This is a genomic window from Methylobacterium sp. 17Sr1-1 (genome assembly GCF_003173775.1).
In the GTDB taxonomy this organism is placed as follows: domain Bacteria; phylum Pseudomonadota; class Alphaproteobacteria; order Rhizobiales; family Beijerinckiaceae; genus Methylobacterium.
The window spans coordinates 4259359-4280148 of sequence record NZ_CP029552.1 but is presented as its reverse complement, the minus strand read 5'-3'; the positions used below and the strand labels follow the sequence as shown (position 1 = coordinate 4280148).

The window sequence follows — 20790 nt, the reverse complement described above, 5'->3', positions numbered from 1 at the left end:
GAGCGTCCATGCCCTCCTCCCGCGCCCCCGCCCTCGACGACCTCGACCCGAAGAGCGCCCAGAGCCGCCACGCCGCCCTCTCGGCGGAGATCGCGGAGCACGACCGGCGCTACCACGGCGAGGATGCGCCGACGATCTCGGATGCCGAGTACGACGCCCTGCGCCGGGAGCTCGAGGCGATCGAGGCGCGCTTCCCCGATCTCGCCGGCACCGGCGCGGCCTCGGCCAGCGTCGGCGCCAAGGCGTCGGACAAGTTCGCCAAGGTGCGGCACGCGGTGCCGATGCTCTCGCTCGGCAACGCCTTCTCGGACGAGGAGATCGGCGAGTTCGTCGAGCGGGTGCGCCGCTTCCTCGGCCTCGCCACCGGTGAGCCGGTCGCCTTCACCGCCGAGCCGAAGATCGACGGTCTCTCCCTGTCCCTGCGCTACGAGGACGGGCGCCTCGTCACCGCGGCGACGCGCGGCGACGGCGAGGTCGGCGAGGACGTGACCGCCAACGTGCGGACGATCAAGGAGATTCCCGAGGTTCTGGCCGGCGGGGACTGGCCGGCCGTGTGCGAGGTGCGCGGCGAGGTCTACCTGTCGCACGCCGATTTCGCCGGCATCAACGCCCGCCAGGAGGCGGCCGGCAAGCCGCTCTTCGCCAACCCGCGCAACGCCGCCGCCGGCTCCCTGCGCCAGCTCGATGCGAGCATCACCGCCTCGCGGCCCCTGCGCTTCTTCGCCTATGCCGCCGGCGAGATGTCCGAACAGCCGGCCGAATCGCAGTTCGAGATGATCGAGGCCTTCAAGTCCTGGGGCCTGCCGGTGAACCCCTTGACGGTCCTATGTATCGATGCGGCCGCCATGCTGGCCCATTACCGGATGATCGAGGCGCGGCGGGCCGAGCTCGGCTACGACATCGACGGCGTCGTCTACAAGGTCGATTCCTTCGCCCTCCAGCGCCGCCTCGGCTTCGTCGCGCGGGCGCCGCGCTGGGCGCTCGCCCACAAGTTCCCGGCCCAGCGCGCCACCACGGTGGTCGAGGCGATCGACATCAATGTCGGGCGCACCGGCTCGCTCAACCCGCTGGCGCGCTTGAGGCCGGTCACGGTCGGTGGCGTGGTGGTGTCGAACGCGACGCTCCACAACGAGGATTACGTCCATGGCGTCGATGCCGACGGACAGCCGATCCGCAGCGGCGTCGCGATCTGGACCGGCCAGACCCTGCGCGACGATGGCGATCTCTCGCAAGGCTCGGACGTGCGCGTCGGCGACACGGTGGTGGTCCTGCGCGCCGGCGACGTGATCCCGAAGGTCGCCGACGTGGTGCTGGAGCGGCGCCCCAGGGACGCCGTGCCCTACCGCTTTCCCGAGACCTGCCCGGCCTGCGGCAGCCACGCGGTGCGGGGCTTGAACCCGCGCACCGGCAAGCTCGACGCGGTGCGCCGTTGCACCGGCGGCCTGATCTGCCCGGCGCAGGGGCAGGAGCGGCTGAAGCACTTCGTCTCGCGCAATGCCTTCGACATCGAGGGCTTCGGCGAGACCTACATCGAGACCCTGTTCGAGGCCGGCCTGGTGCGCCAACCCGCCGACCTGTTCCGGCTCGCGTTCGAGCCCCTGAAGGAAGCCGTGGTCGCCCGGCGCCAGGCGCTCTCCGCCGAGCGGGCGCTCGCCGCCGGCAAGGAGGTCAAGAAGGCGGGCAAGAAGAAGGACGACGAGGACAAGGCGATCAAGAACCTCCTCGCCGGGGTCGAGGCGCGACGAAAAATCCCGCTCAACCGGTTCATCTTCGCGCTCGGCATCGAGCAGGTCGGCGAGGCGACCGCCAAGGCGCTCGCCAAGCATTTTTCGGACATGCCGGCCTTGATGGCGGGCGTGGCGGCGGCCGCCGCCTGCCAGCCCGGGCCGGACTGGATCGCGCTGGCGAGCCTCGACCGCGTCGGCGCCACCACCCGCGACCGGCTGCTGGCCGCGGCCGCCGAGGCGCCGGACGCCGACCTGCTCGCCGGCGGCGCGGTGGCGCGCCTGTCGACGCCGCAGCGCGAATCCCTGCTCGAAGCCTACGGCGACTCCGCGGGCGTGCGGGCGGCGGTCGAGCGGGCGGCGGCCCAGGTGCCCGGCGACGCCTACCGGGCGCTCGCCGATGACGGCGAGATCGGCGCGGTCACCACCGCCTCGCTGATCCAATTCTTCTCCGAGGAGCACAACGTCGCGGCGGTGGAGGCCCTGCTCGCCGAGGTCGCGACCGAGCGGGCGGCGGCGCCCGCGCAAGCCGCGGCGTTCAGCGGCAAGACCGTGGTGTTCACCGGCACCCTGGAGAAGATGACCCGCAGCGAGGCCAAGGCGACGGCCGAGCGCCTGGGCGCCAAGGTCTCGGGCTCGGTCTCGGCCAAGACCGACCTCGTGGTGGCCGGGCCGGGCGCGGGCAGCAAGCTCAAGGATGCCGAGAAGCACGGCGTGACGGTGGTCTCGGAGGAGGAGTGGCTGGCGATGGTCGCCTCTGCCTGAAATTCGGCGCCTTCGCGGGGAAGAGCGCGGGGATGACCTTCCCTCGCACCCTCGCGATCGACTTCGAGACCGCCAACGAGCGCCGCGACAGCCCCTGCGCCGTCGGGCTCGCCTGGATCGAGGGCGGGCGGGTGGTGCGGCGCGAGTCGCGGCTGATCCGCCCGGCCGAGATGCGCTTCTCCCCCGGCAACATCCGGGTTCACGGCATCCGCCCGCGGGACGTCGCCGGCGCGCCGTCCTTTCCCGAGGCGATGGCACCGTACCTCGCGGAGATCGCCGGCAGCCTGGTGCTCGCGCACAATGCCAGTTTCGATGTCGGGGTGCTCGCCGCCACGCTCCAGGCCTACGGCCTGCCGCAGCCGGCCTACGCCTCGCTCTGTACGGTGCAACTCGCCCGCCGGCACTGGCCGGGGGAGGGCGGGCAGGGCCAGGGCACCTACCGGCTCTCGGCGCTCGCCGCCCGGATCGGCGTGACGTTCCGCCACCACGATGCCGGCGAGGACGCCTATGCCTGCGCGGAGATCGCGCTCGCGGTGATGCGGGAGGCCGGCGCGCCCGATATCGCGAGCCTCGCTAAGGGACACGGCCTCCTCCGCGAGCGGGCCGGGGAGGGAGGGCGCGCGCCCGACGGGATCGCCGCCCGGGCCCTGCGCGGCGTGGCGCCGAGCCGTACCCGCGCGCCGCTCCTCCACTTCGTCGTGCGTGGCAGCACCGGCACGCCCTACGACGTGCGGCTGATCGAGGGCCGCGACGGCCCGCGCCTGCGCTGCTCCTGCGCCGGGGCGCGGTTCCGGCCGGATTGCCGGCACGTCCGGGCGCTCGCGAACGGCGAGATCGACGCGCTCCTGTCGGACAATCCGGGGGACGTGGCGGCGCTGGCGGGCTTGTTGCGGATGATGGGGTAGAAGCCCTTCTGGATCAGGCTCGTACCCCTGTCCCAGCTCTCCTTCCGCGGAGGCTTCAGTCGTGCAGGCCCGTGCCGGACCCGGAAAGGGCGGGGGCTCATGGATCGAGGTCGGCCCGTCCGCGTCGGGCTCGAAACGCAAGGCGCCCGCCCGGGGGTGCCGGGCGGGCGCGAGGGGAGGCTTCGTGGTCGGGGATCGTCTTAGGGAACCTCACGATCGCGTTGCAATCGCGAAGCTCTCTCGGTCCTTGTTTTGTCGCATTGTCTTCGACGAACCGGTATCCGTTTCGTCGGACAATGCTCTAGAAGGTGATGCCGCCTTCGATCATGTAGCGGTCCTGCGCGGTGCGGTTGCCGGTGCGGCCGAAGCCGGTGCCGAGCGTGCCGAAGGCGAGGTCGCCGCGGGTGATGTCGTAGAGCTGGACCCGCGAATACTCGCCGCGGACGAAGAAGCGGTCGAAGGTGAAGGTCGGGGTGACGGTGAAGGACAGGGCCGAGCTGCCCGCGCCGTAGAGCAGGCTGGTGCCGCCCGAGAACCGGTCGCCGGTCTGGCTGATGTACTCGACGCGGCCGGCGAGCGCGAAGTTGTCGGTGAAGGCGTAGCTGGCCAGCACCGCGCCGCCATAGGTCGAGGCGCCCTCGGCGATGCCGATCTTGAAGTCGCGCGCGACGTTCGTGTACTGGAAGTAGGGCGTGATCGTCCACGGCCCGTTCGAGTACGTATAGTTGATCGACAGGATGCCGCTGTTCTGCTGGAACAGCGGCGTCGCGTAAGAGTAGCGCAGGCTGCGCGACAGCACGTCGGTGCGGTCGAGGTTGACGCCGCCGTTGATGCCGAAGGTGTTGTTGTCGTCGAGCTTGTAGGTGACGGCGCCCGTCAGCCAGCTGATGTTGCCGGAGAAGAACCCGTCGGTGCCGGCCACCGAGGCCGACCACGGGCCGTCGCTGTAGTTCACCTGCACGCCGTGGTTGATGATGTTCTCCTGGTTGAACAGGAGGCCACGGGAGATGTTCAGGTTCTGGAAGGTGAACGGCGCCTCGGTGCCGATCAGGGTCGGCATGCGGCCGCCCTGGATCGACCACTGGTCGTTGAACACGTACTTGCCGAAGGCCACCGGCAGCGGCGTGAACAGCAGGTCGGTCTGGTCGAGGGCGCTGTAGTTGAGGAAGCCGAGGGCCGGGATCGCGTAGGCGCCGGCCTGGACGTAGAACTGGAATGGCCCATCGGCCTTCTGGATCCAGCCCTGGATGTTGGTGAAGTCGACCCGGGCCGCCCGGTCGCTCGGCAGCGGCGCGGCCGAGAACGGGAACGGATTGCTCTGGGTGTAGGCGTAGCCGGTGATCGCGCCGCCGACATAGATGTCGCCGAAGCCGCCGAGGGTGAAGCAGGACGGGTTCGGGTTCGGCTTGATCACGCCGCCATAGGCCGGCAGCGACAGGGTCGCCTTGCAGTGCTCGACAACGGCCACCGGGGCAGGGGCCGGGGCGGCCAGGTCGGCGGCCAGGGCGGACCCTGTCGACAGCAGGGCGACGGTCAGGCTGCTGAGGGTGAAGCGCATTGCCACGGTCGGGAAGTCCATCTGGGGCCAGGTTCGGCGGGTGCCAACGGCGGCCGGGTCCAACTCCGGTCAAGCTGGCAGTGTGGCCGCATCGTGGCAAAACCTTTTGTTGTGCGTTTGCCCAAAAATTGTGCAATCTAGGCTCTGTTGCGAGCGTGTATCCGGCGCCGTGTCTTTCGCGCAACGCGGGTGGATACTTGGCCTCCGTACGAATGACGCTGTCTCACGGCACTTCTGCGCTGGGGCAAGCCTGCCTGAGGCGCAGGCGATGCACTGTCCTGCGCTTTCGCCGCGTCACGCGTCCGGTCGATCGCGGCGCGTCACGGGACCGGGGAATCACGCCTCCTCCGCCAGCATCCGCCGCAGCCAGTCGATGAAGGCCGAGGCCGCCGGCGAGAGCGGACGGTCCGCCGCCGGCACCGCCGCGAAACCGTTCGGGAAGCGGTGGAGGCCGCAGGGGGCGACGAGGCGGCCCGCCGCGAGGTCGTCGCGCACCAGCATCTGCTCCACCAGGGCGACGCCGAGGCCCGACAGCGCGGCCTCGATGCACAGGCCGTTATGCGGGAAGGCGCTGTCGCGCTCCGCCGCGAGGCCCATCCCCGTCGCCGCCTCCCAGGCCGGCCAGGCATGCGGGGTGTATTCGTGGATGATCCGGGTCTCGGCGGCCAGCCGCCCGCCCTCGATGCGGATCGGGTAATCGGGGGCGCAGACCACCCCGAAGGCCACGTCGCCGAGGCGGATCGCCCGCGCCTCGTCGCGGATCGGGCGGGTGAGCCGGTCCCAGTTCAGCACGAGGTCGGCGCCGTCGTCGCGGGTCTCCCGGGCCGAGGTCATCGAGAGGCGCACCTGCACCGTCGGCTGCTCGCGGTAGAAGCCCGACAGGCGCGGCACCAGCCAGCGCATCGCGAAGGTCGCCCCGCAGGCGAGGTGGACGTTGGCACCGCGCCCGGCATCGCGCAGGCGTGAGAATCCCCGCTCCAGGTCGTCGAGCACCCCCGCCACCACGTTCCGAAAGGCCTCGCCGGCCGGGGTGAGCCGCAGGCCCGTGCCGGCCTTCTCGAACAGGGCCGTGCCGGCCTGATCCTGCAAGGCCCGCACCTGGCGCGACACCGCCCCGTGGGTGCGCCCGAGCTCGTTGGCCGCCCGCGTGACCGAGCCGAGGCGCGCCGCGGCCTCGAAGGCGCGCAAGGACGAGAGCGGCGGCAGGTGGCGCATGGCGGAGACCTGTGAGTTTCGCGCACGAAGCGGGCTGAAGAACTCAATATACGGCAGCGCTCAATCCGGATAGCTCTGCGGGGCCCGCTACAGAAGGAGACCTGCCGTGGCCGCCACCGTCATCCCGTTCCCGATGCACCGCGTCGCCGGCGCTCCGCGGGCCGTGACCGTGAGCCGCGCGCACGAACCACGTCTCGCCGGCGTGGCGATCCTGCGGGGCTGGCTCCGGCGATGGAGCGCCCGCCGCCGCCTCGCGCGCGACCTGCCCTTCATGACCGACGAGACCCTGGCCGATGTCGGCCTCAGCCGCGCGGAGGCGCTCGCGGAGGCCGGCCGCCCGTTCTGGCAGGCCGGCGCCCACGATGCTGCCTGAGGACGCGGCCTGAGCCTGCGCCCGCGGCCGGTTGACCGGCCGCGGTGCCGCTGCCAGCCTGCTCCCGCCGGGGCCGGGAGACGCCCCGCCGGGAGGATACCTCGTGACCCACCGCGTCCGCGCCGCCATCCTGCACCACGCCCCTGTCGGGCGGCCCTATGCCGAGAGCCGGCCGCTGCGCATCGAGACGATCGAGCTCGATCCGCCGGGGCCGGACGAGGTGCTGGTGAAGATCGCCGGCGCCGGCCTGTGCCATTCCGACCTCTCGGTCATCAACGGCGACCGGATCCGGCCGGTGCCGGTGGCGCTCGGTCACGAGGCCTCGGGCATCGTCGAGGAACTGGGACCCGGCGTCACCGACCTGCAGCGCGGCGACCACGTGGTGATGTCCTTCGTGCCGACCTGCGGCGGCTGCGCGCCCTGCCGCGAGGGGCGCGGCGCCCTGTGCGAGCCCGGCAACGCCGCCAATGCCCGCGGCACGCTCCTGTCGGGCGCGCGTCGCATCCGCTGCGACGGCGCCGAGGTGAGCCACCACAGCGGCGTCTCGGCCTTCGGCGAGTACGCGGTGATCTCGCGCCGCTCGATCGTGAAGATCGACCCCGAGGTGCCCCTCGTCGAGGCGGCCCTGTTCGGCTGCGCGGTGATGACCGGCGTCGGCGCGGTGGTGAATACCTGCCGGGTGCAGATGGGCCAGAGCGTCGCGGTGGTGGGGCTCGGCGGCGTCGGCCTCTCGGCGCTGATCGGCGCGGTCGCCTGCGGGGCCGGCCGCGTCGTCGCGGTGGATCTGTCGGAGGACAAGCTCCGGGTCGCCCGCGAACTCGGCGCCACCGACACCTTCCTCGCCTCCGATCCCGACGCGGTCGCGGCGATCCGCGACGCCACCGAGGGCGGCGTCGATTACGCCCTCGAGATGGCCGGCTCGGTCAAGGCCTTCGACACCGCCTACCGGATCACCCGCCGCGGCGGCACCACGGCGACCGCCGGCCTCGCCAACCCGAACCACAGCTTCACCCTGCCGCCGGTCGGCCTCGTCGGCGAGGAGCGGGTGGTGCGCGGCAGCTACATGGGCTCCTGCGTCCCGGCCCGGGACATCCCGCGCTACATCGCGATGTACCGCCAGGGCCGCCTGCCGGTGGACAAGCTGATGACCGGCACCCTCACCCTCGACCAGATCAACGAGGGCTTCGACCGGCTCGACCGCGGCGAGGCGATCCGGCAGGTGATCGCGATGTAGGGGTTGATCTTCGGCAAGGGATCGTCCTGTGCCGCTCGACGGTCCTGCCACCCTCCGGATCATCTCGGGTTCCGCGCCGCGGCCCCGGGATGACCCGGCGGGTGGCAGCGTCGGCGAGAGAGTTGGACAGGCCCTCGCGGTCACGAGACCAGTCCCGCTTCGATGCCGGCGAGGCCGCATCGCAGCGTTCGCGGTCGACACGGGCGTGTCGAAGGGATCACGCCGGGAGTTTTTCTTGGCCTAGACCTCCTGACGTCCTCGCGTCCGACGCGGGGTGCCGCCGTGCTGCACTTGTCTCAGCGCGCGCGCCCATGCATCGATGGGCGGATGTGACGAGGGGCCGCCCGCGACCGGCCCGAGGGATTTTTGCTCAAGGACGTGCCATGGGGCTGTTTCAGGATGCCTTCTCCCGAGTCGGCCGGGTCGTCATGTCCTATGCCGGCGACACCGCCTTCCTCCACGCCGCCTGCTCGGCGGCCGCCGCCGTGATCCTGGCCGACCAGGAGATCGACGAGCAGGAGATCGAGACGGCGCTGGCCGACCTGAGCAACAACCCGGTCCTGCACAAGTCCTACGGCGTGCTGAAGCTCGAGCAGGAGCTGCACGAGGCGATCGCCCGGGCGAAGAGCCGGGCGGGGCGGGTCGAGAACCTGCGCCTCGTCGCGGCCATCGCCGACCGGCCGCTGGAGCAGCGCCAGGACGTCTTCCTCATCGCCGCCGATGTCGCCGACCAGGGCGGCATCAGCGAACTGGAGCACAAGGCGCTGGCCGAGATCGCGGAGGTGCTCGGCGTCGAGAAGGCGGCCCTGCTCGGTGCGTGAATCCAAGCGTGTGAGGGCCTGACACCGGGCCGCCCCGCCATATCTCTCCCCTCGACCCGCCGGGTTGGGGAGTGTGTGGCGATGGATGTCGGAATTCTCGGACTCGGCCGGATGGGCCGGGCGATGGCGCTCAACCTGGTCAGGACCGGTCACCGGGTCCGGGTCTGGAACCGCTCTCCCGCGGCGGCGGAGGCTCTGCGCGCCCACGGCGCCGTGCCGGTGGCGACCCCCGCCGAGGCGTTCCGGGGCGACGCCGCGGTGACGATGCTGGCCGACGACTCCGCTCTGCGCGCCGTCCTCGTCGAGGGCGGCCTGCTCGACCAGGCCGAGCGGCCCGGGGTGCATCTCGGCACCAGCACCATCTCGGTCGCGCTCGCCGAGGAGCTGGCGGCGGTGCACGGGCGGGCCGGCGTCCTTTACGTCTCCGCCCCGGTCTTCGGCCGGCCCGACGTGGCGGAGGCGGGCCAGCTCAACATCCTGGCGGCCGGTCCGGCGGAGGCGATCGCCCGCGCGCAGCCGCTCCTCGACGCGATGGGGGCGAAGATCTGGCACTTCGGCGAGGCGCCGGCCCGGGCCAACGCGGTCAAGCTCGCCGGCAACATGATGATCGTCGCGGCGATCGAGGCGATGGGCGAGGCCGCGGCCCTGGTCGAGGCGCACGGGGTCGCGGCGTCCGACCTCATCGACTTCCTGTCGAACACGATCTTCGCCGCCCCGATCTACAAGAACTACGGCGCCTCGATCGCTGCCGGCCGCTACGAGCCGCCGGGCTTCGGGCTGGCGCTCGGCGCCAAGGACGTGCGCCTGGCGCTCGCCGCGGCGGACGCCGCCCGGGTGCCGATGCCGCTCGCCAGCGTCCTGCGCGACAGCCTGCTCGACGCGCTGGCGCATGGCGACGGGGAGAAGGACCTGGCGGCGCTGGCGACCGTGTCGATGCGGCGGGCGGGGCGGGCGTAGGGGCAGCGCCGGCGATCGTTCGCAGAGGATCGATCGGGTCTCGCGCGCGGAGGGCGGCTTCTCACCGGAGCCGGACGGGTCCGCTCGGCCCGCCGGGCGGTCTGGTGGGCCGCTTCAGCCTTCGTCGTCATTCACGTGCGGCAACGCGCTTGCTATGATGACGGGCGCCGATGAGGACGCCATGCCGACCACTGTCGAGATACCGCCGGAGCAGGTCGAGGCACTCGATCGGATCGCTGCCCGCGAGCACACGTCGCGCGATGCTCTCGTGCAATCGCTGATCGCCGAGTTCGTCGCCAAGCATGGGGTCAAACCTGACATCGACCGCTTCTTTGGTGTGTGGGCCGATCGTACGATCGATGGCCTCGATCACCAGGACAGGCTGCGCTCGGAGTGGTGAAGCCGGTTTATGGCGACAATATTGAGTTTGCGTCAGTGCCTTTTTGACGGATTCGTGCAATTCATCCCACCCGCGACCTCATCCTGAGGTCGCGGGTGGGATGAGCAATTTTCCCGGTTCGACCTCGTCAGTCGAACACGCTCTCACGCGCCCGGATCGTTCTCCAGCCGAATCGGCTCCCCGTGCGGCGTGGCCGCCGCGGCCCGCGCGAAGGCGGCGCGGCGCGCCTCCAGGGCTGCCGCGCTGGTCAGGCCGCGCTCGGCGAGCAGAGCCTCGATGGTCTCGAGCCACAGTGCGTAATCCGCCACCCGGTCGCCGGCCCGGCCGAGGGCCTGGGCCCACTCGCTCCAGGTGAACAGGCCGGCATCGTGCAGAGACACCACCAGCGCGAAGGTCTGCGCCTCCCAGGGGGCGGCGAAGACCGGGGGCTCGGGCGGGCGGCTCGTGTGCGGGACGCTCATGCGCCGCCCCTGGCCGGTTCGAGGTAGCTCTCGAAGGCGTTGACCGAGACGGCGAGCCCCGGATCCGCGTCCTCGCCCCACAGCTCGATCCCGGAGAAGCGCACGGTGTAGAGCCATTGCGGCGTCTCGCCGGCGAAGGCGGCGTTGGAATCCGGGAAGACGAAGCCGCCATGGACCCGCTCGACCGTGCCGGTGCGCCCGCGGACGTAGCGCGGCAAGCGGGTATGGCCGGCCGGGTGGATCACCTTGGCCCGCACCTCGTCGCCGGGGGCGAAGCGGGCGGGCGTCGCCACCGGGCGGTCGCTCGGAAAGCCGCGGGCGAAGAGCGGCGCCACCTCCCCGGCCTGGAGCACCCGGGCGACCGGGGCCGGCGGGGTCATGGCGGCGCCGGCCGCGAGCTCGCCGGCCTCGACGAGGCCGTGCTGCTGCACCTGTTTCTCCAGGGCCCGGAACCAGATCCGGTAATAGCTGGAGGTCAGGTACTCGCCGGGCGGCAGCGATTCGCGGGCGGCGCGGCTGGCATCGAGGTTCCAGGTGCCGGTCGCTCCCATCGCCATCGCCAGGGCGAAGACCCTCCGCTCCCACGGGGCGTGGAACCGGGGCTCGTCCGCCTCGAGACCCAGCGGGCCGAAGCCCTGCATGCCGCCGAGATCCTGTCCGCCGTTCATGCGCGGGCCCCCTGGCCGGGGCTCGCGGGGAGCCCGGTGCCGATCATCGAATCGCGGGTGACGAGGCCGGCGAGCGCCGCCTCGTCGAGGCCCTCGGTGCCGGGAGGCCGCATCGGCAGCACCATGTAGCGCAGCTCCGCGGTCGAATCCCACACCCGGATCCGCGTCTCGGGCGGCAGGCTCGTGCCGAACTCGGCGAGCACGCCGCGCGGGTCGATGACGGCGCGGGAGCGGTAGGGCGGCGACTTGTACCAGACCGGCGGCAGGCCGAGCACCGGCCAGGGATAGCAGGAGCACAGGGTGCAGACGACGAGGTTGTGCTCGTCGGGCGTGTTCTCGACCACCACCATGTGCTCGCCGCCGCGCCCGCCGACATCGAGCTCGCGCATCGCCGCGCTGCCGTCCTGGAGGAGCCGCGCCTTGAAGGCGGGATCGATCCAGGCCCGGGCCACCACCCGGGCGCCGTTATGCGGCCCGACCTTGGTCTCGTAGGTCTCGATCAGCACGTCGAGGGCGGCCGGATCGACGTAGCCCTTCTCGACCAGGATCGACTCGAGGGCCCGCACCCGCAGGTCCATCGGCGACAACTCGCTGCCGTGCGGGTGGTCGTGGCCATGGTGATCGTGACCGTGATGGTCGTGGTCATGGTGGTCGTGGTCTTGCGCCATATTCGCCCTCCCGAAGGGGCCAGGATACGCGGCGGGCCCTCGCCCCGCCACCGTCACGGACGCACGGCCGGAATCTCCACGGGCAGGGGTGCGGCGCGCTGCATCAGGTAGAGGGTGAGCGCCACCGCCTCCGCCGAGCCGGGGGTGAGCGGCTCGGCCCGCATGCCGGTGAGGCAGTTGCGCAGGCGCCGCTCCAGCGAGCCGAGGTCCTGCCATTCGAGCCGGTAGAGCGGGTAGCCGTTCGGGTGCCCCTGCGGGATCGTGCTCGCGCCGAGGCGCCGGCCCCACTGCGCGTCGTGGCAGGCGGCGCAGGAGAAGCCGAGCTGGCCCATCGGCGTCTCGAACAGGGCCCGTCCCTCGGCCCGGGCCGGCGCGAGGCGGGGATCGTCCGGTGGTGCCAGCGGCAGCGAGCGGGAGAGATGGCCGAGATAGGCGGAGAGCGCCAGGAGGTCGCGGCCCTCCCGCGGCAGCGGCGTCGCGGCCTGGTGACGGGTGCGGCAGAGGTTGATCCGTCCTTCGAGGTCGACCGGTCGCGCCGTCGCCTCGTCCCAGGCCGGGTAGCGGGCGGCGACGCCGCGCATCGCGGCTTCCGCGTGGCAGCCGGCGCAGGCGGGGATCCCGGGGGAGGGCGCCCGGGCGAAGAGGTCCGCCCCGTCCTGGACCCAGAGCATGCCCGGATTGGCGGTGTCGTCGGCCTGCATCGCCCGGGTCTCGGGCGCCATCTGGTCGAAGCCGGAGCGGCGCTCGGCTGCCGGGATCCCTTGGGATAAGACTTGGGACGAGGTGCTTTGCGCCGCGGCGGGGCCGAGGAGCAGGGCTGCCGCGAGGGCGAGGCTGGCGAGCGTCCGTCCTCTTGGTCGGCGCATGCCGGGGACATTCCTCATGGTGGGCGGGTGGAGGGCCCGAGATTACACGGGAGCCTGCACGCCTGCACGTTCGCTGGCCCATGGCCGCCGACGCATGGTCACTCAGGCGTCGGAATCCGTCATCCCACTCACGACCCCATCCTGAGGTGCCGGCGATCAGAGATCGCGCACGATCGGAGATCGGTTGGCCTCGAAGGAGGCCTCCCGCAGTCTCCGTGATCCCTGGAGCCCTCCTTCGAGACTCGTTTCACTCGCACCTCAGGATGAGGTCGTGGATGGGAGAGGGGAGTTCGTGGCTGCGGCTCGCGAAAGAGACACAGAATCCGACAAGATCCGTCGATCGCGTAGGCACATGGAAGACGGGAGCCGCGCCCGCCGTCGCCTCGATCGTAAGGCCCGGTCTCAAATCGGCCGCACCTCGCCCGGGCGGAGCTTCAGCCGGGCGGCGAGACGGTCCGAGAGGGTGCCGCTCAGCTCCACTGCCGCCTCCGGCGCCACGGCCTGCACGGCCGCCACGGCGGCGAGCGGGTCGGTCGCCATGGCGACGTAGACCCGCAGGCCCGGGGCGGCGGACCCGGTATCGGCGGCCGAGACGGCGACCGTGAAGGCGGTTTGTTTCGGCTTCTTGGTGGGCATCAGGTTCTATCGCACGCGGACGGGTCGCTGTCTCCGCCCGGGCGACCCCCGCCCACACGTGATCGCGCCCGCGGCAGTTCCCTCGCCGAACCGTGACTTGCGCTGCCGGGCATTCGCCCCGATCTCCGCTACGAGACTCTGCCGTCCGGGATTTTTGTCCTCCGGGACACGGCCTTCAAGGGGCGAACCATGCACATCAAGGTCAAGCGCGACTGGGAGATGCCCGAGCGCCTCGCCACGCCCGAATCGATCTTCCTCGACCGCCGGGCGCTCATCGGCGGCAGCCTCGGCCTGGCCGCTTCCTCCCTCGTCGGCGGGCCGGCGCTCGCCGCCGTACCGGGGGAAGGGACCGGCGCGGTGAAGACCGCCGATCTCTACCCGGCCAAGCAGAACCCGGCCTACACCCTCGACCGGCCGGTGACGGCGGAGCGCTACAGCGCCGACTACAACAATTTCTACGAGTACGGCACCAACAAGACCGTCACCCCGGGCTCCAACGCCCTGAAGGTCCAGCCCTGGACGATCAAGGTCGACGGCCTCGTCGAGAAGCCGTTCGAGATCGGCTTCGAGGACCTGGTGCGCAAGATGGCGCTGGAGGAGCGGCTCTATCGCCACCGCTGCGTCGAGGCGTGGTCGATGGCGGTGCCGTGGACCGGTTTCCCGCTCGCCGCCCTGGTGGCGCTGGCCAAGCCCACCGGCGACGCCAAGTACATCCAGATGCAGACCTTCATGGACAAGGCGATGGCGCCGGGCCAGCGGGCGTTCTTCTACCCCTGGCCCTACACCGAAGGCCTGACGCTGGCCGAGGCGAACAACGAGCTCGCCTTCATGGTGACGGGCGTCTACGGCAAGCCGCTGCTCAACCAGTTCGGCGCGCCGCTGCGGCTCGCCGTGCCGTGGAAGTACGGCTTCAAGTCGGTGAAGTCGATCAACCGCATCACCTTCACGGCGGAGCGGCCCAAGACCTTCTGGGAGGGCCTGCAGGCCTCGGAATACGGGTTCTGGGCCAACGTGAACCCGGCCGTGCCGCATCCGCGCTGGAGCCAGGCGAGCGAGCGGGTGCTGGGCACCGACGAGCGGGTGCCGACGCTGATCTACAACGGCTACGGCGCCCAGGTCGCCGACCTCTACAAGGGGCTCGAGAAGGAGCGCCTGTTCGCCTGACAAAAGAAGGGCCGGCGCATCGGTGGATCCGCCGGCCCGTCCCACGGTAGTCACCCCGATCGAACATCCTCTCCGTCATCCCGGGTTCTCGGCTTCGCCGAGCCCCGGGATGACGTAGTGGAAGTGGAAGCGGAGGCGATCTCCCGGTCCACGTACTCCGTACGACTGGATTTACGCCGTCCCGTCGCCCTGAAGGTAGCCGGAGCGGCGGCTGTCGGGCATCTGGAGCGAGACCAGGAACGCCACGGCGCACATCGCCGTCACGTACCAGTAGAAGGTGGTCTCGTAGCCGGCCTCCTTGAAGGTGAGGGCCACGAACTCGGCCGAGCCGCCGAAGATCGCGTTGGCGATGGCGTAGGACAGGCCGACGCCGAGCGCCCGCACCTCGGCCGGGAACATCTCGGCTTTCACGAGCCCGCTGATCGAGGTGTAGAACGAGACGCATAGCAGCGCCGCGGTGATCAGCAGGTAGGCGACGATCGGGCTCTTGGCGTCGGCGATCGCGTGCAGCAGCGGCACCGTCAGCAGCGTGGTGAGCCCGCCGAACAGCAGCATCGCGGTCTTGCGGCCGAACTTGTCGGCGAAGATGCCGAAGAACGGCTGTGCCACCATGTAGGTGAACAGCACCGCCGTCATCACCAGGTTGGCGGTCTTCTTGTCCATATGGGTGGTGTTCACCAGGTACTTCTGCATGTACGTGGTGAAGGTGTAGAAGATCAGCGAGCCGCCGGCGGTGTAGCCGAGCACGGTGATGAAGGCGCGGCGGTGGTTGCGCCAGATCGACGCCATGCTGCCGGCCTCGCGCGAGGTGCGGGTCGCGGCGGTCGAGGTCTCGTGCAGCGAGCGCCGCAGGTAGAGCGCGACCACGGCGGCGGCGGCCCCGATGAAGAACGGGATGCGCCAGCCCCAGGCGGTCATCGCCTTGTCGTCGAGGGTCAGCGTCACCAGCACCACGACGAGCGAGGCGAGGAGCTGGCCGCCGATCAGCGTGACGTACTGGAACGAGCCGTAGAAGCCGCGCTTCCCCTTCAGCGCCACCTCGCTCATGTAGGTCGCCGAGGTGCCGTACTCGCCGCCGACCGACAGCCCCTGCGCCATGCGGGCGAGCAGCAGCAGGATCGGGGCGAAGATGCCGATCTGGCCGTAGGTCGGCAGGATCGCGATGACGAGCGAGCCGGCGCACATCATCATCACGGAGATCAGCATCGAGGTCTTGCGGCCGTAGCGGTCGGCGACGCGGCCGAACAGCCAGCCGCCGATCGGCCGCATCAGGAAGCCGATCGCGAACACCGCCGCGGTGTTGATGAGTTGCACCGTCGGGTCGGAGCCCGGGAAGAACACGTCCTTGAAGTAGATCGCCGTGAAGGCGTAGGCGTAGAAGTCGTACCACTCGACGAGGTTGCCCGACGAGGAGCCGATGATGGCCTTGATGCGGGCCTTGTTGTCGTAGGCCGCGATGGTCGGGTCTTGCGAGGCGAGGCCGTCGGCGGCCGCGGGCCGGCTCTGGGCGGTGCTGGTCATCGCGGGGTCTGTCTCCTCCCGGGGGGTGAGCGATGGCGGGGCGCGAGCGGGCCGCCTGAGGCCGCGCGCCGCGCCCGGACTAGGAGAATGCACGGCCGGGGTACAGCCCCGCACCGCACCATACCGTCATTTTCTTCCCAGTCGCCCCCCGTGTCCCAAGGATAGTCGCCTGACGCAAGGTCCGAAATGTAGAATTTCGCGCCCGGGGAGACGTCCGGAATGGCGCATGGAAACCAACCGGAACAGGACGGATGGATAGCTGCAGCGCAACAATCTTGCGAAGACTTGCTCAGGGTCCCGGCGAGCAGGCTTCCCGGGGCTTCGCGCCGGCGGTGCCGGTCTCGGTGGCGACGCGCTCGGCCAGGGCCGCCACCGCCGCGTCGAGATGAGGCGCGATCCGCTCGCGCGGGGGCGGGATCTCGTCGCCGACCTGCACCCAACGGGCGCCGGTCCATTCCTGCACGGTGAGCGGGCGGCGCCCGCTATGGTCGGCGCAGGACAGGCGCAGGCGGCGGGCGAAGCCGACGAGGCCGAGCTCCTTCCAGCGCACCGGATCGAGGTTGATGGCCTCCAGCCCGCGGCGCATCGCGGACCCGTCGATCACCCGCGTTCCGGCAAGGGCTTTCGCGTTGCGGATGCCCTCGGCCAGGATCACCCCGGCATAGACGCCGCGGTTGTAGAGCGGGCCGGCATTCTCCTCCTTGGGCGTGCGCGACAGCCCGGCATCGATCACCAGGAGGTCGATCTGGTCGAAGGCCGGGAAGCTGTCGCCCGGCGCGTGCCAGGTCACGGTGCGCAGGCCCTTGGCGGTGAGGTCGCGGGCGCCGGCGGCCGGCCGCAGCAGGTCGTCCTCGCCGGTCCAGCCCACCGTGACGACGCGGTTGAGCGGCAGACCGGCGGCGGCCGCGTCGCGCAGAGGGGTGCCGGCGAGGCCGGCGGTGGCATCGAGGATCACGAAGTCGGGATCCGCGGCCCGGACCGCGCGCCAGGGGCCCGCGCCCTCGTCGGCGCCGTCCGGCAGGGCGTAGGCGCGGAAGGCGAGGCCGGCCTCGGCGGCCAGCGCCCGCAGCACCGGCTCCGGCTCGCGGCCCGCCGGGCTGTCGCGGTGGATATAGGCCACGCTGCGGCCTTGCGGGCTGTCCTCGCTGCCGCCCTGCGCGACATGCGCGAGCGCCGCGCTCAGCGAATCCCAGACCGTGGCCGGCGGCGCGAAGGCCCAGGGCAGCACGTCGCCCCGCGCCATCGCGGCCGGACCGTAGCCGGCGGCGACGAGCGGCATCCGGTCGGCAGCGAGGCGCGGCAGCAGCGCCAGGGCCGCGTCGGCACTGCCGGGCACGAGCGCGATGCTGCCGCGGGCGACCGCCGCCTCGTAGCAGGCGAGCGCCCGCGCCGCCTCGCCCCCGGTCTCGCATTCCTCGACCGCGAGGGGGGTGCCTCCGACGCCGCCGTCGCGCCGCCCGAGCATGGCGAGGTAGTCGGCGAGCCCGTTCGCCAGGGAGGTCCCGGCGGCGGCCGTCGGGCCGGTGCGCTCGGTGAGCACGGTCAGCGGCAGGGCGTCGGCCGCGGCAGCGGGGCCGGCCGGGGAAGCCGAGAGGGCGAGGACGAGGAGGGCGGCGATGGCGGCGGGGCGGGGCGACATGGCCGTGTCCTGACGGGGCGTGAATGGGCACGAGCCTACGCCCGGGACCGCCCGGGCGATAGCTCAGGATTCGAGCACGCGACCGGCCGGAAACAGCACCTCGACCAGCGTGCCCTCGCCCGGGCGGCTGGTGATCCGGAGCGCGGCGCGGTTGGCCTCGACGAGGGCCTTGGTCAGCGGCAGGCCCAGACCCGTGCCGCCGCCGCGGCGCTGCGCGGTCGCGATCTGCCGGAACGGCTGTAGCGCCGTCTCGATCTCCTCCGGGCTCATGCCGATGCCGGTGTCGCGCACCCGCAGCGCCACGCCGCCCCGGTCGGTCGCCGCCGTCGAGACGATGACCTGCCCGCCCGCATCGGTGAACTTGATCGCGTTCGAGATCACGTTGAGGGCGGCCTGGCGCAGGGAGCGCTGGTCGGCCAGCACCGCCGGCAGGCCGGGGGCGAAGCTCGTGCGCATTACCACCCGCTGCCGGGCGGCCTGGGGCTGCATCAGGGCGACCGAGGCCGCCACGAGGTCGTTGAGGGACAGACCCGCGAAGGCGAGGTCGAGGTGGCCGGCCTCGATCTTGGCGAGGTCGAGCAGGTCGTTGACCAGGCTGACCACGTGCTCGCCGGAAGCCCGGATGTCGCGCAGGTAGTCGCGATAGCGGTCGCTGCCGACGGGGCCGAACTGCTCCTCTAGCATCACCTCGGCGAAGCCGATGATGGCGTTCAGCGGGGTGCGGACCTCGTGGCTGATCGTGGCCAGGAAGTCGGATTTCTGGGCGCTGGCCCGCTCGGCCTCGCGCCGGGCGCGCACCAGCTCGGCCTCGGCGCGGCGGGAGACCGAGACGTCGCGCAGGACCGCGGCGACGCGGCGCGGCGGCCCGCTCGCCACCGGCGCCAGGGTCAGGATGAGGGGCAAGGGGCCGTCGGGCCCCCGCGCCATCACCTCGTCGCCGGTCGTCGCGGTCGCGCCCGCGCTCGCCCGCAGCAGGGCGGCCTGGGCCGCCGGCCGGCTCTCGGGGGAGAAGAGGCCGATCAGCGGTTCGCCCGCGACCTCGCGCGGATCGGCGCCGAGGAGGTCGCGCGCACCGCGATTCATCCGGACGATGCGGCCCTCCTCGTCGAGCACCACCACCCCATCGGTGACAGCGTCGAGGATCGCGGTGGTTTCCCGCAGGTTCGCGTCGCGATGGGCGAGATGGACCTCGGCCGCCGCCAGCGACTGGACCGGATCGGTATCGGGCAGGCGCCGGATGGTGAGCAGGCTCGCCGGCGCGCCGTCCCACTCTATCACCCCGACGCTGACGCCGACCGGCACGCTGCCGCCGGTCCGGGTGGCGAGCGCGACCGGCGCGCCCTCGCCGGGGCCGGGGGAGGCCGAGGGGTCGCGGCCGCGGAAGATCGCCCCCGGGCCGCCGGCCGCCGCCAGGGCCTCGGGGCTGTCGTAATCCGCCAGGGTCAGGAGTTGGCGGTTGGCGAGCAGCACCTCGTCGCCGCGATGAACCAGGAGCCCGACCGGCAGCCGCTCGACGAGGCGGGCGAGCGCCACCTCGGCGCCGCGCTCGGGCAGCCGGGCGAGCGCCTGCGCGCCTCGGAACGGCGTCACTGCACTCCGCGCCGGCGCAGCATGCGGCGCCGGGACGGGGGCCGACGCGGCGCCCTCCGGGTCCCCGGCGAAGCGCGCGCCGAGCGCCCGGGCGATCTCCCGGAACGCCGCGTGCTCATTGAGGGAGAGGGAGGCGGCGCCCGGACGCTCCTCCGCTGGGGGCTCGGCGCCTTGGGGCTTGGTGGCCAAGGGCTCGGTGGCCAAGGGCTCGGTGGCTTGAAGCGGATCCGCGGCCGGCGACTCCGCCGCGGAAGCCGGATCGTGCGACGGATCGCCGTCAGCCTGGTCCCGCGGCGCCGGCTCACCCACCGGCGGAAGGCGGGTGTCGGGGCCTGGGCCAGGGGGCCGGGTGCCGAAGCCCCAGCCCATCCCGAGATGCGCGAAGGGCGCCGTCATCAGGCCGGCCAGCTCCCCCATGGTCGCCCCGGCGAGGGCGACGAGGTCGGGCGCGTCCGGCTCCGGCCGTGGGCCGTGCGGGGCCGGGTCGGGCCGGGACGGTGCCTCCCTGGGTAGGGCCTCCTGGACGGGCTCTCCGGTGGGCAGGCGCCCGACGGCGATCACTGCCGCGGCGCGCTCGCGCAGGGACGGGCGGGGCGGCTTCGGCTCGGTCGCTTCCGGCCGGTCGGCCGCCGGGACGACGCGCTCCGGATGGACGACGCCGAAGCCGCTGAAACCCGCGAAGGCGCGGCCGGCACCGAGGCGGGGCGCCCCCGAGAGGTCGACCATGACGGCGTCCCGGGTTCCGGCGATGCGCCAGCGCACGGGCACGGCCCGGAAGGTCCTCCGCTCCGCCAGGGCCTCGACCAGGGCCGGCTCGGCCTCGACCGGGCCGGCGACGAGCTCGTCCCAGCTCCGGCCGAGCGGCGACGCGCCGACGGTCTCGGGCAGCCGCCCCGTCACCTCGACGAGGCAGCCGCGGGCGTCGCTGCGCCACAGGAAGCGCAGGCCGGGACCGGGTGCGGGACGGGGGGCGGGCTCCGCCGGCGCGGGCTCGGGAGCGGGTTCGGGCGCCGGATCCGCGGCGGCCGGAACCGTCGCGGCCGGTGCCCGGCGGGGGCGGCGCGCGGGCAGGGGATCGAGGATCGCGACGGCGAGGCCGGGCGCGCCGTCCGGCAGCGCAGCGGGCAGGCAGGCGCAGAGCAGGGGCGGGGCGAGGCGCCCGGCGAGGCGCAGGCGCTCGAGCCGCGGCGGCGCCGTCCCGACGGGCAGGGCCAGGGAGCCGCGCAGCTGTCCGGCAAGGCTCAGGGACGGGTCGATCCGCCCGTCCGGATCGGCGATCGTCTCGCGCAAGGCGGCGGCGGCCGGGGAGGCGTGGAGCAGCTGCGTGGCCGTGCGGTCGAGGAGCAGGACCGCGCGATCGTCACCGGCGATCCGCTGCCCGAAGGCCGGAACGGCCCGCAGGGCCTCGATCGTCGTCTCGAAGAGCACGTCCCGACCCACTGCCACTCCCCACGCCACGCACCGTACCCGGCACGACGGCCGATCCCCCGACCGATCGTCGCGAAAACCGGACCCGCCCGTCCTGCTTTAAACCAACTGACCCCTTCCCGCACCGGCACGAAATGCGCAGTCGCTGCGTTATCGTGCCGTCAACCTTAATGACGCTCGAAAAGGTGGCATTTCGC

18 protein-coding genes are annotated in these 20790 nt (G+C 72.2%); 8 read left to right on the top strand and 10 right to left on the bottom strand.

Annotation, left to right across the window (positions count from 1 at the left end; genetic code table 11):
• Nucleotides 1-8 precede the first annotated feature (8 nt).
• Entirely contained in the window at nucleotides 9-2489 is a 2481-nt protein-coding gene (gene ligA, locus DK412_RS19290) for an NAD-dependent DNA ligase LigA (RefSeq protein WP_109973261.1), read from the top strand.
• Between the two features lie 32 nt (nucleotides 2490-2521).
• On the top strand, nucleotides 2522-3394 hold the full coding sequence (locus tag DK412_RS19285) for a 3'-5' exonuclease (protein ID WP_109975375.1): 873 nt from the start codon (nucleotides 2522-2524) through the stop codon (nucleotides 3392-3394).
• Nucleotides 3395-3695: 301 nt separating this feature from the next.
• Here DK412_RS19285 and DK412_RS19280 read toward each other — a convergent pair whose 3' ends face one another.
• Nucleotides 3696-4958: a porin gene (locus DK412_RS19280; RefSeq protein WP_109975374.1), complete on the bottom strand. Its 1263-nt coding sequence runs from the start codon at nucleotides 4956-4958 to the stop codon at nucleotides 3696-3698.
• Nucleotides 4959-5288: 330 nt separating this feature from the next.
• Nucleotides 5289-6167 (bottom strand): LysR substrate-binding domain-containing protein, encoded by an 879-nt coding sequence (locus DK412_RS19275; RefSeq protein WP_204165404.1) that lies wholly within the window; start codon nucleotides 6165-6167, stop codon nucleotides 5289-5291.
• Between the two features lie 106 nt (nucleotides 6168-6273).
• Between DK412_RS19275 and DK412_RS19270 the strand changes: the two genes are divergently transcribed.
• The 5 genes from DK412_RS19270 to DK412_RS19250 all read left to right on the top strand — a co-directional run bounded on the left by DK412_RS19270 (nucleotide 6274) and on the right by DK412_RS19250 (nucleotide 9952).
• The gene (locus DK412_RS19270) at nucleotides 6274-6540 is read left to right on the top strand and encodes a DUF1127 domain-containing protein (RefSeq protein ID WP_245447092.1); all 267 of its coding nucleotides are present in this window, start codon (nucleotides 6274-6276) and stop codon (nucleotides 6538-6540) included.
• Nucleotides 6541-6643: 103 nt separating this feature from the next.
• Nucleotides 6644-7774 (top strand): zinc-dependent alcohol dehydrogenase family protein, encoded by a 1131-nt coding sequence (locus DK412_RS19265; protein ID WP_162596247.1) that lies wholly within the window; start codon nucleotides 6644-6646, stop codon nucleotides 7772-7774.
• A gap of 383 nt (nucleotides 7775-8157) precedes the next feature.
• Entirely contained in the window at nucleotides 8158-8595 is a 438-nt protein-coding gene (locus DK412_RS19260; protein WP_093571297.1) for a tellurite resistance TerB family protein, read from the top strand.
• Between the two features lie 81 nt (nucleotides 8596-8676).
• Nucleotides 8677-9552 carry an NAD(P)-dependent oxidoreductase gene (locus DK412_RS19255; protein WP_109973259.1) on the top strand — a complete coding sequence of 292 codons (876 nt, stop codon included), beginning with the start codon at nucleotides 8677-8679 and terminating at the stop codon, nucleotides 9550-9552.
• A 181-nt stretch (nucleotides 9553-9733) separates the two neighbouring features.
• Nucleotides 9734-9952 carry a ribbon-helix-helix protein, CopG family gene (locus DK412_RS19250; protein ID WP_109975371.1) on the top strand — a complete coding sequence of 73 codons (219 nt, stop codon included), beginning with the start codon at nucleotides 9734-9736 and terminating at the stop codon, nucleotides 9950-9952.
• 143 nt (nucleotides 9953-10095) lie between these two features.
• On the opposite strand, the gene DK412_RS19245 is transcribed toward DK412_RS19250, so the two are convergent.
• From DK412_RS19245 to DK412_RS19225, 5 genes are all read right to left on the bottom strand, one after another.
• The gene (locus DK412_RS19245; protein ID WP_109973258.1) at nucleotides 10096-10413 is read right to left on the bottom strand and encodes a nitrile hydratase accessory protein; all 318 of its coding nucleotides are present in this window, start codon (nucleotides 10411-10413) and stop codon (nucleotides 10096-10098) included.
• Nucleotides 10410-11081, bottom strand: a complete 672-nt coding sequence (gene nthB / locus DK412_RS19240; protein ID WP_109973257.1) for a nitrile hydratase subunit beta — start codon at nucleotides 11079-11081, stop codon at nucleotides 10410-10412. Before nthB ends, DK412_RS19245 begins: the two co-directional genes overlap by 4 nt.
• On the bottom strand, nucleotides 11078-11749 hold the full coding sequence (gene nthA, locus DK412_RS19235) for a nitrile hydratase subunit alpha (protein ID WP_109973256.1): 672 nt from the start codon (nucleotides 11747-11749) through the stop codon (nucleotides 11078-11080). Before nthA ends, nthB begins: the two co-directional genes overlap by 4 nt.
• A 53-nt stretch (nucleotides 11750-11802) precedes the next feature.
• Complete coding sequence (gene soxA / locus DK412_RS19230) at nucleotides 11803-12615, bottom strand: sulfur oxidation c-type cytochrome SoxA (protein WP_109973255.1); 813 nt, start codon at nucleotides 12613-12615, stop codon at nucleotides 11803-11805.
• A gap of 402 nt (nucleotides 12616-13017) precedes the next feature.
• Nucleotides 13018-13251, bottom strand: a complete 234-nt coding sequence (locus DK412_RS19225) for a hypothetical protein (RefSeq protein ID WP_109973254.1) — start codon at nucleotides 13249-13251, stop codon at nucleotides 13018-13020.
• A gap of 189 nt (nucleotides 13252-13440) precedes the next feature.
• On the opposite strand from DK412_RS19225, the gene msrP reads away from it, so the two are divergent.
• Nucleotides 13441-14415 (top strand): protein-methionine-sulfoxide reductase catalytic subunit MsrP, encoded by a 975-nt coding sequence (msrP, locus tag DK412_RS19220; RefSeq protein ID WP_109973253.1) that lies wholly within the window; start codon nucleotides 13441-13443, stop codon nucleotides 14413-14415.
• Between the two features lie 171 nt (nucleotides 14416-14586).
• On the opposite strand, the gene DK412_RS19215 is transcribed toward msrP, so the two are convergent.
• The 3 genes from DK412_RS19215 to DK412_RS19205 all read right to left on the bottom strand — a co-directional run bounded on the left by DK412_RS19215 (nucleotide 14587) and on the right by DK412_RS19205 (nucleotide 20605).
• Nucleotides 14587-15936, bottom strand: a complete 1350-nt coding sequence (locus DK412_RS19215) for an MFS family transporter (protein ID WP_109973252.1) — start codon at nucleotides 15934-15936, stop codon at nucleotides 14587-14589.
• A gap of 289 nt (nucleotides 15937-16225) precedes the next feature.
• A complete protein-coding gene (locus tag DK412_RS19210) occupies nucleotides 16226-17575 on the bottom strand; it encodes an ABC transporter substrate-binding protein (RefSeq protein ID WP_109973251.1) in 1350 nt (449 codons plus the stop codon).
• Between the two features lie 63 nt (nucleotides 17576-17638).
• Nucleotides 17639-20605 (bottom strand): ATP-binding protein, encoded by a 2967-nt coding sequence (locus tag DK412_RS19205; RefSeq protein ID WP_109973250.1) that lies wholly within the window; start codon nucleotides 20603-20605, stop codon nucleotides 17639-17641.
• Between the last annotated feature and the right edge of the window lie 185 nt (nucleotides 20606-20790).